The organism is Nonomuraea sp. NPDC049784 (genome assembly GCF_040659615.1).
GTDB lineage: Bacteria > Actinomycetota > Actinomycetes > Streptosporangiales > Streptosporangiaceae > Nonomuraea.
Map to the genome: position 1 here is coordinate 20,260 of NZ_JBFAMX010000043.1, position 16,800 is coordinate 37,059.

Below are 16,800 nucleotides of genomic sequence, written 5' to 3' on the forward strand. Positions count from 1 at the left end.
GCTTCGCTTGCCGTGTCACCCTCGTACGCCGCGGAGGACAACCTCGGCATGCCGGTGTTCACCGGCGCCGATCCCGTGCCCGCCGAGCCCGTGGCGTACAACTCCCGCAAGATGATGGACGAGATCTACAAGAAGGAGAAGGGCGGCGACTCGTACTGGATCGACCGCATGCTGGCCCGGCCGGGCGACGATCCGGCGGGTACGTGGTTGATGTCGCGCGGGCGGGCGCTGTTCATGAAGGAGCACGACCCGTCGGTCATCGGGTTCGGCGGGTACGTGGCGTACTGGGAGAGCATCGACAACCGCGGCGCGTACGAGATCTCGCTGGGCAGCGAGCTCACCGAGGACGTCGCCAAGCGGCTGCAGATGCCCAGCCACTGGACCGGGAAGTACACCGGGGACGGGCTGTCGGTCGGGGTGAAGAAGTTCATCACCCACGAGAACGTGGCCGTGACGACGTTGGAGATCACCAACACGGGATCCGCGTCGCGTTCAGTGCCGATCACCGTGACCTCGCCCTACACCAAGACGCCCGACGGCGATCGGGAGCTGACCGGGGTCGTCGCGGCCAAGAACAAGCTGACCACGATCTTCCCCCGGCTCAGCGGTGACGGGCTGAAGGTCTCCGACGGCGCGTTGAAGGGCTCGGTGACGGTCGAGCCGGGCAAGACCGTGCGTGCCAAGGTGCAGATGGGCTTCGCCACCGAGGAACTCGCCGGGTCGCGGGCCGAGTACGACGGCTACAAGGGGCGCTCGCCGGAGCAGGCGCTGCGGCGGCAGCTGCAGGACTACAACGCCTGGTGGGCCGAGAACCTGCCCTACATCGACGTGCCCGACGAGAACATCAAGAAGTTCGTGTACTACCGCTGGTGGCTCATGCGCTTCAACTTCCTCGACGCCGACATCCCCGGGAACGACTTCCAGTTCCCGACCTCCGTCGAGGGGGCGCTGGGCTACAACAACGCGATCGTGCTGACCGTGCCGATGTTCCTGCAGGACCTCAAGTACCTGCGGGACCCGATCTACTCGTACGGGCCGTGGGTGTCGGTGGGTGAGGTCTCGCGTAACTCGAAGTACACCGACAACCCGGGCGACCCCGAGAACTGGTCGAACAGCTACACGCAGTACATCTCGGTCTCGGCCCTGGAGAGCTACCAGATCCACGGCGGGCAGCCGTCGATCCTGCGCAACCTCGCCCGCTACGCCGAGAAGGACGTGTACGGGCAGCTCGACGCCTACGACTCCAACAAGAACGGCGTCATCGAGTACGACTGGGAGGCCATGACCGGCAACGACGCCGACGCGGTGTCGTTCCACTACTACGACCGGGCCAACGAGCGGCTCGAAGGCGCCTACGTCTACGCCAACGCGATGGCGGCGGCGCAGGCGTACGAGCTGTCGGGGAACGCGGCGCCGGGAGGTGGGTCGGGGTCGGTTGGTTGGGAGAAAAAGGCCGCCGAGATGCGCGGCGTGGCCGACAAGGTCAAGAACGGCATCCTCACCCTGCTCTGGGACGACAAGGACAAGCTGTTCAAGCACCGCGACCTCCAGACGGGCAACCTGATCCCGTGGAAGGAGTCGAACAACTACATCCCGTACGCGACCGGGCTGGTGCCGACGGACGACCCGAAATACCGGGAGGCGCTCCGCCTGTGGGCCGACCCCGCGGAATACCCGATATTCCCGGCGTACACGGCTAACCAGAAGGACAAGGCGGAGGCCGCGGCCGCGGGGAAGCCGGGCTCGAACAACTTCTCGCAGATCAACTCCACCAGGAACTTCGCGCTGTTCTCCAAGGCGCTGCGGCAGTACGCCTCGCCGTACATCACGGCCGACCAGTACAAGCAGCTCCTGTACTGGAACGCCTGGTCGCAGTACATCGGCGGCGACACCCGCTACCCCGACGCCAACGAGTTCTGGTCGAACTGGAACCCCACGACCAAGAGCATCGACTACCGCTCCTGGATCCACCACACGATCCTGGGCAGCAGCAACTGGACGGTCATCGAGGACGTCATGGGCCTGCGCCCGCGTTCGGACGGCAAGGTCGAGCTCTGGCCGGTGGACATCGGCTGGGACCACTTCACCGTCAACGGAATCAACTACCGGGGCAGTGACCTGACCATCGTCTGGGACAAGCCGGGCGACGGGAAGAAGCACTACGCCGGGGTGCCCGAGGGGTACTCGATCCTGATCGACGGCAAGCGCAAGGTCACCCTGTCCGGGCTCGCGCACGCCGTCTGGGACCCCGCGACCGGCAAGGTCGAGGGCGGTCAGGTCGTCTACTCGGAGAAGGCCGGGTCGATGAAGGCGCCCGCCGAGGTCAAGCTGACCGGCGACCGCGTGGAGGACCTGTTCCAGAAGGCCGGCGTGGACCTGCGCTCCGACCGCCAGAACCTGGTCAAGTCCGCCACCGCCTCCCACGGCGACGCGGCGGGCGCGGCCGACGGGTTCACGATCAACGAGCCCTACTGGGGCAGCAAGGGCTCGGGCAAGGCGCAGGACTGGCTCGAGGTGGACCTCGGCTCGGCACAGCCGGTCGACCTGGTCAGGCTGTACTTCTACAACGACCGCAAGGCGGCCGGGTACAGCGAGCCCGCGTTCTACTCGGTGCAGTACCAGGACGGCGACACGTGGAAGGACGTGCCGAACCAGGCCAAGGCGCCGGTCTATCCCCGGGCGAACCTCAACGAGGTCCGTTTCCCGGCCGTCACGGCGCAGAAGCTCCGGGTGCTGGTCACGCACCGGCCCGGGTACGCGACCGGGCTCAAGGAGGTCCAGGTGTATTCGACCGGCGCGCGGCCGCCGTCCGCGTCCAACAAGGCGCCGTACGTGCTGGCCGTGCCGGACGCGACGTTCAGCCGTCCCGGGCAGGCCCGCGTGGACGCCGTGGTCAAGGACGACGGGCTGCCGTCTGGCACGCTGACCACGCAGTGGTCGAAGGTGGACGGGCCGGGTGACGCGTTCTTCACCGACCCGACCGGGACGAGCACGGTCGTCTCGTTCACGGAGGCGGGCGCGTACCGGCTGAAGCTGACGGCCGCGGACGGCGAGAAGAGCGCCTCCGCGACCGTGACCGTCACCGCCGCGGCTCAAGGCGAGCAGGCGAACGTGGCCCCCTACGCCACGCCCACCGCCTCCTACACCTCGCCGTGGGAGAAGGTCACCGCCGTCAACGACGGCATCGACCCGCCGCGCTCCAACGACGGCGCCAACCCTCGCTGGGGCACCTGGCCGCAGCAGGGCACGCAGTGGGTCCAGCTCGAATGGCCAGCTCCGGTGCGCGTGAACAAGGCCGACGTGTACTTCTTCGACGACGAGGGCGGCGTGCGCGTCCCCGCCTCGTGGAAGATCCAGCAATGGGACGGCGACTCCTTCGAGGACGTAACCGGCGTCGCCTCCTACCCGACCGCGGTGGACGCCTACAACACCGTCTCGTTCGACACCGTGACGACCTCGAACCTGCGGATCCAGCTCGAGTCCGGCTCGGCGTCGGTCGGGCTGCTCGAGGCGAAGGTCTACGCGATCCCGCCGGACTCGGTGCGCCCCGTGCACGTGCCCACGCTGGTGGACACGCTGCCGAAGCTGCCGGCCACGGTGGAGACTCTTTACGCGGACGGTACCCGCGGCCAGGCCGCCGTCACATGGCAGCAGGTGACGGCCGACCAGGTCAAGACCGGCGGCACCAGCTTCACCGTCGCCGGTCTGGCCGAGGGCGTGCGCCAGCCCGCCCAGGCCACCGTGTACGTCCGTACGACGTCCGCGGTGACGATCACCTCGATCGCCGAGGAGGCGGTCACGACCCGGGCCGGGGTCGCTCCTCCGCTGCCCAAGACCGTCGTGGCGACGTACAACGACGGGTCCAAGGACAGCTCGGTGGCGGTCACCTGGGAGGCGATCAGCCCTGACAAGTACGCCCAGCCGGGCACGTTCACAGTGAGCGGCCAGGTTTCGGGCACGACCGTTGCCGCCAAGGCAACGGTCACCGTGGAGTAGCTCCTCGGCTCCCTGCCCTGGCCCCTGCGGGATCGCGGGTCAGGGCAGGGTCTCCACGGGTCTCCGAAACGCTTGGCACGTTTATCCCGATAATGCGGTCATAATCCTCTTCAACGGGAGGCGTGCTCTGGCATCGGAGGGCAGGGCGAGGGGAATGGCTGGGGGATTCGCCGAGACCGCCGGTGACGCGGAGGCGTCCAGGACCGGGAGAGTGGCGGGCGTGCGGGCCGCCGCCGTCGCCATGGCGGTGCTGTCGCCGCTGCTCATCGTGGTCGCGCTGGCGATCTGGGCCGGGTTGCCCGCCGAGTGGACGCCCGCGAGGACGGTGAGCCCGCAGACGGCCGCCGGCCTGACGTTTCCCGCGGTGGGCGCGTTCCTCCTGTTCAACCGTCCCCGGCTGAACCTGGCGTGGCTCATGTGCGCAGGCGGTCTCGCGGCCGGGATCAGCGATCTCGCCCAAGCGCTGATGTTCCGCGCCGCCGCCGGCGGAGATCTCGTTCTCGGGGGCTACATGCGCCTGCCGGCCCAGCTCGGGTGGGCGGTGTGCGGCGTGACGCTCACGATGGTCCTGCCGCTGTACTCGCCCGACGGCCGCCTGCCCTCTCCTCGCTGGCGGCTGGCACTGGTGCTGGGCGTCGCCTCGATCACGACCGACTTCCTGCGCTCCGTGCTCCGCGTGCCACCGGCCACGACGCCGTTCCCGCGGGCCATTCCGAACCCGCTGCAGGTTCCCGCGCTCGCCCCGTACGCCGAGACGGTCTCGATGATCGCCTGGACGGGCATCTACGTCTCCATGGCGCTGGCGGCGCTGTCGCTGGCGGTGCGGTTACGGCACGCGGACTCCGTCACCAGGCGGCAGATCGGCTGGCCGCTGCTGGCGTTCTCCGGCTACATCGTGTTCCTGGTCGTGGCCGCGTTCCTGCCCGAGTTCACGTGGGCCTCGATCGGCTGGGCGGCGCTGATCCCGGTCGCCATGGCGTTCTCGGTGATGCGCTACCGGCTCTACGGGATCGACACGGTGATCAGCCGGGCGTTCGTGGCCGCCGGGGTGGTGGCCGTGGTCAGCGCGGTCTACTTCGGCGCCGGGGCGCTGTCGAGCCTGTTCGTCTCCGGCTACGGCCAGGTCGCCGGGGTCGCCGCCGCGCTGTTCGCGGGCGCGTTCTTCCAGCCACTGCGGCGCGCGTTGCAGCGGGCCGTGGACCGGCTCCTGTACGGGGCCGTCGGCGACCCCGGCGTGCTGGCGGAGCGCCTGACCCAGGCGGTGCGGCGCGGCGACCCGGCCAAGGCGCTGACCTCGGTGGTGAGCGTTCTGCGCGACGGGCTGGCGGTCGAGGGTGTGGCCGTGGAGGTGGCCGACGGCGAGCCCCGCTACGTCGAGAGCGGCCGGGTGGGCACGGACGTCCGCGAGGTGCCGCTGATCTGGCACGGAGAGCGCGTCGGCCGCCTGCTCGTCGGGCCGCCGGGCCCGCGCCGCTTCCCCACCGCGCACAACGAGCGGGTGCTGGCCACGCTCTCGCCGTACGCGGCGGACGTGGCGCACGCGGTGCGGATGGCGGCGGACCTGCAACGTTCCAGGGAGCGCATCCTGACGACCAGGGAGGAGGAGCGCCGCCGCCTGCGCCGCGACCTGCACGACGGGCTCGGCCAGACCCTCTCGGCCATGGCGATGACCATCAACATGGCCAGGCTCAGCCTGAAGAAGTCCCCGGAGGCGGCCGACGAGCTGCTGCGCGAGCTGCACACGGGCATGGGCGCCGTCACGGGGGACATCCGCGAGCTCGTGTACGGCCTGCGCCCGCCCGCGCTCGACGACCTGGGGCTGGTCCGCGCGGTGGGCGAGCTGGCCGGGCAATCCTCGCCACCCGCCGAGGTCGAGGTGGAGGGGGACGTGTCGGAGCTGCCCGCGGCCGTCGAGGTGGCGGTCTACCGGATCGTCCAGGAGGCCCTCACCAACGTCCGGCGGCACGCCCAGGCCACCACCACCAGGATCGTCCTGCAGCGGGAGCGGTCGGTGCTGCGCGTGCTGATCGCCGACGACGGCAAGGGGCTGCCCGAGGAGCATCGTTCGGGCGTGGGGCTCGGGTCGATGCGCGAGCGGGCGGCCGAGCTGGGCGGGATCTGCGTGGTCGCCGGCGAACCCGGCGCCGGCACACGCGTGGAGGTCATGCTCCCGCTGCTGACCGCACCCCTGGACGCCGGCGAGAGCCGCTTCGACGGCCTGTACGCCGAGGAGGCTCCCGTCAGGCGGGAGTGACGCTGTAGTCGGTGGCGCCGCGGAAGACGTCGGCGTTGCGACGAGCGAACTCCGCGAAGGTGGTCGGTTCGATTCCGAAGTGCTCGTGGGTGGTCAGGTCGACGGTCGAGCGGCCCAGCCGGCTCCGCTCCTGGAAGAGCTGCGCGAACGCGCTCGCGCGCGGCGGCGGGTACCCGGCCTCCAACCAGGCCCGCTGCTTGTCCTCGGAGGTCACGTCGCGGTAGCGGACCGGTCGGCCGATGGCGTCGGAGATGTGGCCGGCGACCTCAGCCATGGTGAGGGCCTCGGGGCCGGTCATCGCGTACGTCCTGCCTTCGTGACCGGGTGTGGTGAGCACGGCGTAGGCGATTTCGGCGATGTCGTCGATGTCGATCGGGGCCATCGTCGTGTCACCGAGCGGCAGGCGAAGCTCGCCGGAGCGGACGATGTCCGGCACCTCCTCGAAGTACACCTGCATGAACTGGCTCGGCTGGAGCACGGTCCACGGCGTACCGGAGGCGAACAGGTACCGCTGGATCTGCTCGTGGCTCCGGGAGGAGCGGAACTTCTCATTGTCGAATCCTTCGACCGAGTCCTTGCCGGAGAACTTCACGATGTGACCTACTCCGGCCCTGGTCGCCGCGTCGATGAACGTGCACTGGGTCTCCAGCATCTCCGGGCCGGCGTTGCTGATCATCAATACGCGGTCCACCCCGGCCAGCGCGGACTCCAGCGTCTCGGGCCAGAGCATGTCGCCGTGTACCACGTCGACGCCCGGCAGTGCCCGCAGATCGTCGGCCTTCTTCGGGTTCCGCACGAGTGCGCGGACCGGTGTGCCGTGTCGTGCGAACTCGCGGACAACGGCCGATCCGGGGCGTCCGTTCGCTCCTGTGACGAGGATCATCGCTCCTTCTTTCTGTTCGGGAATGATTGAAGGTTACATACAAGTACCTCTTAGTACAATAAGGGAACTAGATGCATCCAACTTGGAACGAGGCTCGGTTAGACTCGGCGCCATGGGAAGCATGCGGACCTACGGCGATGCCTGCGCCGCCGCCCACGCCCTTGACCTGGTGGGCGAGCGCTGGGCTCTGCTGGTCGTACGCGAGCTGCTGCTCGGCCCCAAGCGCTTCAGCGACCTGCGGAACGGGCTCCCGAACGCCGGCCCCAACCGTCTGTCACAGCGGCTGCGCGAGCTCGAGGAGACCGGCATCGTCCGCCGCCGCAAGCTCGGCCCGCCGGCTCGATCCTGGGTGTACGAGCTGACCGACTGGGGACGGCAGCTCCAGCCGGTCCTCGTCCACCTCGGCCGCTGGGGCCGGCACTCCCCGTTCCGAGACCTCGAGGCCGACATCAGCGTCGACGCCCTCATGCTGGCGCTCCACGGGGACTTCGACCCGGCGGCCGCCGGTGGCCTGGCCGCGACCTACGTGCTGGTCTTCGGCGACGACCACGTCACCGTGCGCGTCGCTGACGGCCACATCGACATCACCCGCGGCGAACCCTCGGCGCCGGACGTGACCATCACCACCGACACCAGGACGTTCGCCGCCGTGCTGACCAGGAAGCGTGCTCTGGAGGAGGCCGTACACGCCGGCGACCTGGCCGTGTCCGGTGATGTGACCGCGGTCGAGCGCCTGCTCGGCTCCTTCCCCAGGCCGGAAACGGCCGAGGCGCCGCAGACATGAGCATTCGCTCATGACGCCCGCGCGTTGCGCTTGGGTTTGACGCCTGAGCTGGCCTGAAACGTGCCTGTTCGGGCAGTTGGCCATGGGGTGCGTAAGTCGATCCCCGGGGAGGCGAGATGCGTTCATCGATCCCGTTGGGCCGCATCGGGGGCGTGCAGGTGGGGCTCAACATCAGCGTTCTGGTCATCGTCGCGATCCTGGTGTTCGGGCTGGCCTTCGGGCGGTTCCCCGTGGTCTTCCCCGGCCACCCCCTGGTCGTCTACCTGGTGGCAGGGCTGGTGGCGGCCGTGCTGTTCATGGCCTCGCTGCTCGCCCACGAGCTGGCGCACGCGATCATGGCGCGGCGGGAGGGCGTCGAGGTGTCGCGGATCACGCTCTGGCTGCTCGGCGGGGTGGCGGAGCTCCGCGGTGAACCGCGCACGCCCGGCGCGGATCTGAAGATCGCGGTCGTGGGCCCCGCGACGAGCCTGCTCGCCGGGCTGGTGTTCGGGGCGGTGGCGTGGCTGATCTCGGGGCTGGTCCCGGGCGTGTCGCTGGCGGCCGGGGTGTTCGCGTACCTGGCCGGGGTGAACGTGCTGCTCGCCGTGTTCAACCTGATCCCGGCGGCGCCGCTGGACGGCGGACGAGTGCTGCGGGCGATCCTGTGGATGCGCTGGCACGAGCGGGCGCGGGCGGCGATCGTCGCCGCACGGGCCGGACGCTGGTTCGGGTACGCGCTCATTGTGCTGGGGTTCGTGCAGGTAGCGACCGGGCGCAGCTTCGACGGGCTGTGGCTGGCGCTGATCGGCCTCTTCCTGGTGAACGCCGCCACCGCCGAGGAGCAGCAGACCCGGCTGGGCAGCGCCCTGCACGGGATCCGCGTCGCGGACGCGATGTCGGGGCACCCCGTGGTCGCCTCGCCGGACGAGACCGTGTCCGGGCTCATCGAGCGGGTGGTCCTGCGGCACCGGCTGTCCACATATCCGCTGGTGGGCGCGGACGGGTCCTTCCGCGGCCTGGTGACGCTCAACCGGATCCGCCAGGTGAAGCAGGAGCTGCGCGACACCGTACGGCTCGCGGACATCGCCTGCCCGCCGCAGGACGTGCCGCAGGCCCGGCCCGATGAGCCGCTGACCGACCTGCTGGCCAGGATGCAGGGATGTGCCGACGGGCGGGCGGTCGTGCTCGATCCGGACGGGCGGCTGGTCGGGCTGCTGACGCCCACGGACATCAGCAGGACGATCCAGACGGCCGACCTGCGCGGCGCGCTCTCGGGGCCACGGGGCGCTGACCTAGCCCCGCCCTACCACGGCCATCACCGCGACGCCGCATGACGCAGCTGTGGTGCTTTTACACGACGTGCTCCTCCGGAGTGATTTTTCGACAATCGAAGGTGTCGCAGATCACTCCTTGGAGGCACCGATGCACTTATACCGAACGCCGGCGGTCGCCGCGGGTCTTTCCCTGGCCGTGGCCCTGTTCCCTGTCACGGGGGCGAGCGGGGCTGTGGATCCGCCCGGGAAAGGCCTTCGGGGCGGCCCCTGCTACCGCACATCATGCGACGGCCTCGACCCGAAGGTCACCGGCTGCACCAAGAACGCCTTCATCGCGAGCGACAACGGCCGGCTCGTGCGGGTCGCCGCCTTCGATGGGTACGTCGAGCTGCGCTACGGCCCGGGAGAGATGATCAACGGGCGGCGGACCTGCATGGTGAACTGGGCCAGGTTCGTGAAGTCGGGGCAGGGTGCCGGCTACAACGTGTGGGTCGAGCGCGAGGGGAACACCGAGGACAAGAAGCTCACTCAATACTCAGGAGGCGACGAAGGCACCGGGATCATCTACTCCGACCAGGTGTTCGCCCCCGACGGATTGATCCGGGCCAGGGCCTGCGTGGAGACCGCGAAGAACCACGGCGCCGGGACATCGGGGCCAGGCGCGGGTGGTGGAGGCGCGGCCGGTCGGACCATAGGCCGGCTCGCCGGCATCTGCACCCAGTACCTCTGAGACCGACGGACCCGGGCCGCCTGGGAGCAAGGCCCGGGTCCGTCCGGGCGGCGCTGCGAACTTTGCGCGTCTTGATAGGTTGTTGACAGGTGTGCCGGGAAGTCTGGTCGGCGATCGTTCCGTCGTCCCCAGGAGTTCGCCGCCGATGTTCCCGAAAGCCTCATGACCGTCACGGCCTGGGTCGCGGTGGCCGCGTTCCTCTTCGCGTACACGCTGATCGCCACCGAGAAGGTGCACCGGGTCGCCGCGGCCCTCGGCGGCGCGGGGGTCATGCTGCTGATCCACGCAACCGACGCGGGTGCGGCGTTCTTCGACGAGCACACCGGGATCGACTGGAATGTGATCTTCCTGCTGCTCGGCATGATGGTCATCGTCGGCGTCCTGAAACAGACCGGGATATTCGAATATTTGGCGATTTGGGCGGCAAAACGGGCCAGAGGGCAGCCGTTCAGGCTCATGGCGCTGCTGATCGTGATCACTGCGTCCGCCTCCGCGTTGCTGGACAACGTGACCACCGTGCTGCTGATCGCTCCCGTGACGTTCCTGGTGTGCGAGCGGCTGGCGGTGCCCGTGGCCCCGTACCTGATGGCCGAGGCCATGGCGTCCAACATCGGCGGTGCGTCCACGCTGGTCGGCGACCCCCCGAACATCATCATCGCCAGCCGCGGCGGCCTGACCTTCAACGACTTCCTCGTGCACATGACGCCGCTGATCGTCGTGCTGGTGGTGGTGTTCATCGGGCTGTGCAGGTGGTTGTTCAGGGCCACGTTCCGGTACGACCCCGAGCGGGCTGCGGAGATCATGGCGTTGAACGAGCGGGAGGCCATCGCCGACCGCCGGCTCCTGTGGCAGTCGCTCGCCGTGCTGGCCCTGGTGATGGCGGCGTTCGTGCTCCACCCGGTGCTGCACTACGCGCCGTCCGTGGTGGCGCTGCTCGGCGCGGGGGTGCTGGTGGCGACCACGAAGGTGACGACCGAGGAGGCCATCCGCGAGGTCGAGTGGCCGACGCTGGTGTTCTTCGCCGGCCTGTTCGTCATGGTCGGATCACTGGTGGAGACCGGCGTCATCGACCAGGTCTCGAAGGCCGCCGCACAGGTCACCCACGGGCAGCTCGGCCTGACCACGATGTTGCTGCTGTGGGTCTCGGCCGGGCTGTCGGCCGTCGTCGACAACATCCCGTACGTCGCCACCATGAGCCCCATCGTGGCCGACCTCGTACAGGCCAACGGGGGCAGCGGGCCCGCCAAGGTGCTCTGGTGGGCGCTGGCCATCGGGGCCGACCTGGGCGGGAACGCCACGGCCGTCGGGGCGGCGGCCAACGTCGTCATCCTCGGCATCGCCGCCCGCAACGGCACCCCGATCAGCTTCTGGCAGTTCACCAAGTACGGGCTGGTGGTCACGTTCGTGACCGTGGCGCTGTCGGTGCCGTATCTGTGGTTCCGCTACCTCACCTGAGGGGCAGCACGTCCACCCCGCGCTCGTCGTCACCGCGCGGGCCGAAGATGCGGCGCTCGCTCTCCTCGATGCGCACGTCGTTGATGCTCGCCTCCCTGCGCCGCATCAGCCCCGACTCGTCGAACTCCCACTGCTCGTTGCCGTAGCTGCGCCACCACTGCCCGGTGACGTCGCGTGACTCGTACTGGAAGCGGACCGCGATGCGGTCGCCGAGCACGCCCCACAGCTCCTTGCGCAGGGCGTAGTCCAGCTCCCTGTCCCACTTGCGGCGCAGGAAGGCCCTGATCTCGTCACGGCCGGTCAGGAACTCGCCGCGGTTGCGCCACACCGAGTCCTCCGTGTAGGCGAGTGCGACCTTGTCGGGGTCGCACGTGTTCCAGGCGTCCTCGGCGGCCTGCACCTTGACGCGGGCGCTCTCCTCGGTGAACGGCGGGACCGGCGGACGGGACATGATCGCCTCCTTGGCACTCAGAGAGGAAGCAGCTTATCGAGCGTGATCGGCAGGTCACGGACCCGTTTCCCCGTGGCGTGGCGCACGGCGTTCGCGACGGCCGCGCCGACCCCCGTGATGCCCACCTCACCCACCCCGATCAGCCCCAGCGGCATCGTCGGGTCGGGCTCGTCCAGCCAGTGCACGTCGATGCGCGGGATGTCGGCGTGCACGGGAACGTGGTACTCGGCCAGGCTCGCGTTCACGATCCGCCCGGTGCGGTGATCGACCAGCGTCTCCTCCGACAGCGCCAGGCCGATGCCCATCACGATGCCCCCGCGCAGCTGGCTCGCCACCGTCTTCGCGTTGATCACCGTGCCGACGTCGAACACGCCCACCCAGCGCGACACCCGTACCTCGCCCGTGTCCCGGTCCACCCGCACCTCGCAGAACTGCGCCCCGGACGCGGCCTTCACCCAGCGCCTGCGATCGCGGACGGTCTTCGCCAGGAACCTGAGCATGCCCATCCCGGCCGCGGCCTCCAGATGGTCGCGGCCGGCGCGGGTCAGGATCGCCGCGTACGTCTCCCCGCGGGAGCCCTGGTAGAGCCCGCCGTCCCGGGCCTCTGGAGCGGTCACGCCGCGCAACGGGGAGTCCGGCGACTTCCGCGCCAGATCGAGCGCGGCACGCCGCAGCTTGCGGCAGGCCTCCACCACGCCGGCCGCCACGCTCGCCGTCTGCCCCGAGCCGCCCGCCATCGGGCCCTCGGGCAACTCGGAGTCGCCGATCTCGACGCGTACCGACTCCAGCGGCATCCCCAGTTCGTCCGCGGCGATCTGCGCCTGCGCGGTCGCCGCGCCCACACCGATCTCGTGCAGGCCGCACCGCACCACGACCCCGCCGTCCGCGCCCAGCCGCACGGTGACGCTCGCCGGGAGCTGGAACGCCGGGTGGTACGCGGACGCCACGCCCATGCCGACCAGCCACCGCCCGTCGCGCATCGACCCGGGCCGCGGATCGCGCTCGCGCCACCCGAACCGCTCCGCCCCCACCTCATACGCCTCGCGCAGCATGCGGTGCGCGAACCGCTTGCCGTCCAGCGGGTTACGCGCGGGCTCGTTGCGCATCCGCAGCTCGATCGGGTCCATGCCCAGCTCGCAGGCCAGCTCGTCCACGGCTGATTCCAGGGCGAACGTGCCGATGGACTCGCCGGGGGCCCGCATGAACGTGTTCGAGACCAGGTCGAGCTGGACGAGGCTCTGGCGCAGGCGGATGTTCGGGGAGTCGTACAGGTGCCGGGAGGCCGCGGTGATCTGCTCGGGGCCGCCGCCGACCCGGCCCGTCCTGGCGACGCTGGTGTGGATCAGCGCGGTCAGCCTCCCGCCGGAGTCCGCGCCCAGCGCGACCCGCTGGGTGCTCGGGGTCCGGCCGCCGACCGTGTGATAGACGCCCGCCCGGGTGAGCGCCAGCCGTACCGGGCGCTTGGTGGCCCGGGCGGCCAGCACGGCGAGCAGCGTGCCCGCCCACACCGAGCCCTTGCCGCCGAACCCGCCGCCCACGTAAGGGGAGAGCACGCGGATGTTCCCCTGGGGAACGCCGAACCGCTGCGCGAGGTGGCTGCGCAGCCACGCGATGCTCTGCGTGCCCTCGTGCACGGTCAGGCGGTCCCCGTCCCACACGGCGGTCGTCGCGTGCGGCTCGATCGCGTTGTGGTTGTGCGGTGGCGTGGTGAAGCGCAGGTCCACCGAGACCGACGCGGCCGCCAGCGCCGCCTCGGCGTTCCCTTTGTCCGCCGCCGGCTGCATCGCGTTGCCCTTCTGCGGGGTGGCGTTGGGCTCCTCGGCCGCGAAGTCCACCACGGCGGGCAGTTCCTCGTACGTGGGCCGCACCAGGTCCGCCGCGTGCCGCGCCGCCTCGGGCGACTCGGCCACCACGACCGCCACGGGCTGGCCGTTCCAGTGCACCTCGTCCGTGGCCAGGTAGTTGACCGACGTCCCGATGACCATCGTGCTGGGATTCAGCAGGCTCTGGGAGGGCGGGGGCTTCATGGCGGGGGCGTTCTCGTGCGTGAGAACGTCGATCACGCCTTTCACGGCCCGCGCCGCTTCGGTGTCGATGGCGGTGATGCGGCCTCGGGGGATCGTGGCGTGCACGAGCGCGGCGTGGGCGAGGTCCGGGTACGGGTGCTCGGCCGCGAAACGCGCCTGCCCGGTGGTCTTGGCCCGGCCGTCCAGCCGGTCGACGGGACGGCCGACGTACTTCTCAGTCATCCGCAAGCTCCCTCAACGTGGCCACGATCGTGGCGCGGGCCAGCTCGACCTTGAACGCGTTGCCCGGCCGGACGGTCGCGGGCACCAGTTCGGCCTCGGCCGCCCGGCCGAACGCCTCCTCGGTCGCCGGACCGCCGACCAGGGTCCGCTCCGCCTCGTGGGCGCGCCACGGCTTGGCCGCGACGCCGCCCAGCGCCAGGCGGGCCGCCGTCACGGTCCCGTCCCGCACCTCCAGCGCCGCCGCGACCGAGACCAGGGCGAACGCGTACGACGCCCGGTCGCGCACCTTCCGGTAACGGGAGTTGGCCGCGACCGGCGCGGGCGGCAGCTCGACCGCCGTGACCAGCTCGTCCGCGGCCAGCGCGGTCTCGACCTCCGGGGTGTCGCCGGGCAGCAGGTGGAAGTCCGCCAGCGGGATCCGCCGCGTCCCGCGTACGCTCCTGACCTCGACCGTGGCGTCCAGGGCGGCGAGCGCCACGCACATGTCGGAGGGATGGGTGGCGATGCAGCTCTCGCTCACGCCCAGGACGGCATGGCCGCGCGTGAACCCGCCGAGCGCGTCGCAGCCGGCGCCCGGCTCCCGCTTGTTGCAGGCGTACGCCTGGTCGTAGAAGTAGCGGCAGCGGGTGCGTTGCAGCAGGTTGCCGCCCACGGTGGCCATGTTGCGCAGCTGGGGCGAGGCTCCGGCGAGTATCGCCTGCGACAGGACCGGGTAGGCGGCACGGACCCTTCGGTCGGCGGCGAGGGCGTTGTTGCGTACCAGCGCGCCGATCCGCAGCCCGCCGCCGGGCAGCTCGTCCACCTCGTCGAGCGGCAGCCCGGTGATGTCGACCACCGTTTCCGGGCGTTCGATGCCCTCGCGCATGAGGTCGACCAGGTTCGTGCCGCCGCCGAGGAACTTCGCGCCGGGGCCGATCGCTTCCACGGCCTCCGCGATGTCCAGGGGTTTCACGTACGCGAACGGCCTCATGGCGCCTCCTGGGCGGCGACGTCCCTGATGGCGTCGAGGATGCCGTTGTAGGCGCCGCAGCGGCACAGGTTCCCGCTCATGCGCTCCCGGATCTCGTCGTCGGTCAGCTCTGTGCTGCCTCGGTACGGGGTGACGGAACTGGGCATGCCCGCGGCGTGCTCGGCCAGCATGGCGACGGCCGAGCAGATCTGACCCGAGGTGCAGTAGCCGCACTGGAGCCCGTCATGGCGCACGAACGCCTGCTGCATCGGGTGCGTGTCCTCGCCGTCCTTCGCGATCCCCTCGATCGTGGTGATCTCCTTGTCCGCGTACTGCATGGCCAGAGCCAGGCAGGCGTTGATCCGCACGCCGTCCGCGAGGACCGTGCAGGCACCGCACGCGCCCTGGTCGCAGCCCTTCTTGGGGCTGGTCAGCCCCAGGTGGTCGCGGAGGGCGTCGAGCAGGCTCACCCACGGGTCGATGTCGAGGGACTCGACCACGCCGTTCACCCGCATCCGTATCTCGGTCACACGCTTCCTCCCTCTGTAGGAGGCCGACGCTAACAGAACGCTGTTCCCTTAACAAGAGAACGGTATTCTCTAAACGCTTGGTCAGTATGCTGGAGCGTGACATGACGAGGGCATTCGTCCGGGCCAGGCGGCCGGAGCACAAGCAGCAGCGGCGCGAGGCGATCCTCGCCGCCGCCCGCGATCTCGCCATCGCCTCCGGGGTGCGCAACGTCAGCCTGGGCGCGGTCGCGGAGGCCGTCGGGCTGGCGAAGTCCAACATCATGCGATATTTCGGGACTCGCGAGGAGATCTACCTCATCCTGGCCGCCGAGGAGTGGCAGGAGTGGTCGGCAGCAGTCATCGCCCGGCTCGAGGTCTCGGACGACGCGGTGACGGCACTCGCGGAGACGCTCGTGGACCGGCCGCTCCTGTGCGACCTGATCAGTCACGCCTCGACCTCCCTGGAGCAGAACGTGTCCGTCGAGGCGGCCCGCACGTTCAAGCGCGCCATCCTGGCCGTCATCGCCGACCTGGGCACGCGCGTCGCCCAGGTGACGGGCTTGACGGGCAGTGAAGGGGTGGAGCTGGTCTCCGCCGCCAGCGCCCTGGCCGGGGTGCTCTACCCCGTCTCGAACCCCTCGCCGGCCCTCGCCGAGCTGTACGCCCAGGACCCCGACATCGCCGCGACCTGTCCCGTCTTCCTCCCCACCCTTAGCCGCGCGCTCAAGGCGCTGGCCGCCGGCCTCCCCGCGCTCAGGGAGGACTGAGCACGCCGGTCGGCTCGGCGAAGGAGCCCGGTGCTTCGAGAGGGGGCCTGGTCGAGTACGTCCTGCGCCGCTTCACCAACTGGGCCCAGGGAGTGTCTTCAAAGTCCCGTCTGCTCGGCGCTGTGTGGTGCGCACGCTCCCTAGGACATTCCGGGAGGGACGGGCTCCGCGGTACCGCGCCGCGCCACGAACACGAACTCCCTGCCCGGCCGGTCGGGTGCGTCGCGTACCTCCTCGACGACGAAGCCGTGCTCGTGCAAGTCCCGCTCGATCTCCGTACGTTCGCGGAAGCGAAGTGTCGATTCCGAGGTCAGTACGTCCCCGTCCGCAGCGAACACGTGCGTACCCCGGAAGCTCACCAGCGGCAGGCTCACGTCCGTCAGCTCGGCCCAGGTCTCGACGTGGCCGACGCCCGGGATGTCCGTCATGCGGTACGTGGTCTCGCGCGTCCACTCCGCCCACTCCTCCCACACGCGCTGCGCCGGATCGCGCGTCTCGAAGACAAGCCGCCCGCCGGGCC

Annotated in this window: 12 protein-coding genes and 1 pseudogene; 7 read left to right on the forward strand and 6 right to left on the reverse strand. The window is 70.2% G+C overall.

Annotated features, from left to right (window positions below; translation table 11 throughout):
• The first annotated feature begins 12 nt into the window (after positions 1-12).
• Complete coding sequence (locus AB0J09_RS13020) at positions 13-3,996, forward strand: Ig-like domain-containing protein (RefSeq protein WP_360689411.1); 3,984 nt, start codon at positions 13-15, stop codon at positions 3,994-3,996.
• Between the two features lie 154 nt (positions 3,997-4,150).
• Positions 4,151-6,250 (forward strand): sensor histidine kinase, encoded by a 2,100-nt coding sequence (locus tag AB0J09_RS13025; protein WP_360689413.1) that lies wholly within the window; start codon positions 4,151-4,153, stop codon positions 6,248-6,250.
• Here AB0J09_RS13025 and AB0J09_RS13030 read toward each other — a convergent pair.
• Entirely contained in the window at positions 6,237-7,133 is an 897-nt protein-coding gene (locus AB0J09_RS13030) for an SDR family oxidoreductase (protein ID WP_360689415.1), read from the reverse strand. The two genes, AB0J09_RS13025 and AB0J09_RS13030, sit on opposite strands and share 14 nt — an antisense overlap.
• A gap of 112 nt (positions 7,134-7,245) precedes the next feature.
• Between AB0J09_RS13030 and AB0J09_RS13035 the strand changes: the two genes are divergently transcribed.
• From AB0J09_RS13035 to AB0J09_RS13050, 4 genes are all read left to right on the forward strand, one after another.
• Positions 7,246-7,917 (forward strand): winged helix-turn-helix transcriptional regulator, encoded by a 672-nt coding sequence (locus tag AB0J09_RS13035; RefSeq protein ID WP_360689417.1) that lies wholly within the window; start codon positions 7,246-7,248, stop codon positions 7,915-7,917.
• Positions 7,918-8,033: 116 nt separating this feature from the next.
• Positions 8,034-9,230 (forward strand): site-2 protease family protein, encoded by a 1,197-nt coding sequence (locus AB0J09_RS13040; protein WP_360689419.1) that lies wholly within the window; start codon positions 8,034-8,036, stop codon positions 9,228-9,230.
• 88 nt (positions 9,231-9,318) lie between these two features.
• Positions 9,319-9,900 carry a DUF2690 domain-containing protein gene (locus AB0J09_RS13045; RefSeq protein ID WP_360689421.1) on the forward strand — a complete coding sequence of 194 codons (582 nt, stop codon included), beginning with the start codon at positions 9,319-9,321 and terminating at the stop codon, positions 9,898-9,900.
• Positions 9,901-10,062: 162 nt separating this feature from the next.
• Positions 10,063-11,355 carry an ArsB/NhaD family transporter gene (locus AB0J09_RS13050; RefSeq protein ID WP_360689423.1) on the forward strand — a complete coding sequence of 431 codons (1,293 nt, stop codon included), beginning with the start codon at positions 10,063-10,065 and terminating at the stop codon, positions 11,353-11,355.
• Here AB0J09_RS13050 and AB0J09_RS13055 read toward each other — a convergent pair.
• Genes AB0J09_RS13055 through AB0J09_RS13070 form a run of 4 tightly spaced genes read right to left on the reverse strand, consistent with a single transcriptional unit; the run spans position 11,348 to position 15,519 of the window.
• The gene (locus tag AB0J09_RS13055; protein WP_360689425.1) at positions 11,348-11,806 is read right to left on the reverse strand and encodes a nuclear transport factor 2 family protein; all 459 of its coding nucleotides are present in this window, start codon (positions 11,804-11,806) and stop codon (positions 11,348-11,350) included. The two genes, AB0J09_RS13050 and AB0J09_RS13055, sit on opposite strands and share 8 nt — an antisense overlap.
• A gap of 17 nt (positions 11,807-11,823) precedes the next feature.
• Positions 11,824-14,055: a xanthine dehydrogenase family protein molybdopterin-binding subunit gene (locus AB0J09_RS13060; RefSeq protein WP_360689427.1), complete on the reverse strand. Its 2,232-nt coding sequence runs from the start codon at positions 14,053-14,055 to the stop codon at positions 11,824-11,826.
• Positions 14,048-15,025, reverse strand: a complete 978-nt coding sequence (locus tag AB0J09_RS13065) for a xanthine dehydrogenase family protein subunit M (RefSeq protein ID WP_360689428.1) — start codon at positions 15,023-15,025, stop codon at positions 14,048-14,050. The genes AB0J09_RS13060 and AB0J09_RS13065 overlap by 8 nt, the downstream gene beginning before the upstream one ends.
• Positions 15,022-15,519, reverse strand: a complete 498-nt coding sequence (locus AB0J09_RS13070; RefSeq protein WP_360689432.1) for a 2Fe-2S iron-sulfur cluster-binding protein — start codon at positions 15,517-15,519, stop codon at positions 15,022-15,024. Before AB0J09_RS13070 ends, AB0J09_RS13065 begins: the two co-directional genes overlap by 4 nt.
• 116 nt (positions 15,520-15,635) lie before the next feature.
• On the opposite strand from AB0J09_RS13070, the gene AB0J09_RS13075 reads away from it, so the two are divergent.
• The gene (locus tag AB0J09_RS13075) at positions 15,636-16,280 is read left to right on the forward strand and encodes a TetR family transcriptional regulator (RefSeq protein ID WP_360689430.1); all 645 of its coding nucleotides are present in this window, start codon (positions 15,636-15,638) and stop codon (positions 16,278-16,280) included.
• A gap of 140 nt (positions 16,281-16,420) precedes the next feature.
• Here the strand turns inward: AB0J09_RS13075 and AB0J09_RS13080 are convergent.
• Positions 16,421-16,800, reverse strand: a pseudogene (locus tag AB0J09_RS13080) (SAM-dependent methyltransferase); the annotation flags it as partial.

Excerpts from the sequence above, each read along its gene's own strand:
- AB0J09_RS13040 (WP_360689419.1), top strand. The coding sequence starts at position 8,034 with ATGCGTTCATCGATCCCGTTGGGCCGCATCGGGGGCGTGCAGGTGGGG.
- AB0J09_RS13025 (WP_360689413.1), top strand. The coding sequence starts at position 4,151 with ATGGCTGGGGGATTCGCCGAGACCGCCGGTGACGCGGAGGCGTCCAGG.
- AB0J09_RS13050 (WP_360689423.1), top strand. The coding sequence starts at position 10,063 with ATGACCGTCACGGCCTGGGTCGCGGTGGCCGCGTTCCTCTTCGCGTAC.
- AB0J09_RS13045 (WP_360689421.1), top strand. The coding sequence starts at position 9,319 with ATGCACTTATACCGAACGCCGGCGGTCGCCGCGGGTCTTTCCCTGGCC.
- AB0J09_RS13065 (WP_360689428.1), bottom strand. The coding sequence starts at position 15,025 with ATGAGGCCGTTCGCGTACGTGAAACCCCTGGACATCGCGGAGGCCGTG.
- AB0J09_RS13070 (WP_360689432.1), bottom strand. The coding sequence starts at position 15,519 with ATGCGGGTGAACGGCGTGGTCGAGTCCCTCGACATCGACCCGTGGGTG.
- AB0J09_RS13075 (WP_360689430.1), top strand. The coding sequence starts at position 15,636 with ATGACGAGGGCATTCGTCCGGGCCAGGCGGCCGGAGCACAAGCAGCAG.
- AB0J09_RS13060 (WP_360689427.1), bottom strand. The coding sequence starts at position 14,055 with ATGACTGAGAAGTACGTCGGCCGTCCCGTCGACCGGCTGGACGGCCGG.
- AB0J09_RS13035 (WP_360689417.1), top strand. The coding sequence starts at position 7,246 with ATGGGAAGCATGCGGACCTACGGCGATGCCTGCGCCGCCGCCCACGCC.
- AB0J09_RS13055 (WP_360689425.1), bottom strand. The coding sequence starts at position 11,806 with ATGTCCCGTCCGCCGGTCCCGCCGTTCACCGAGGAGAGCGCCCGCGTC.
- AB0J09_RS13030 (WP_360689415.1), bottom strand. The coding sequence starts at position 7,133 with ATGATCCTCGTCACAGGAGCGAACGGACGCCCCGGATCGGCCGTTGTC.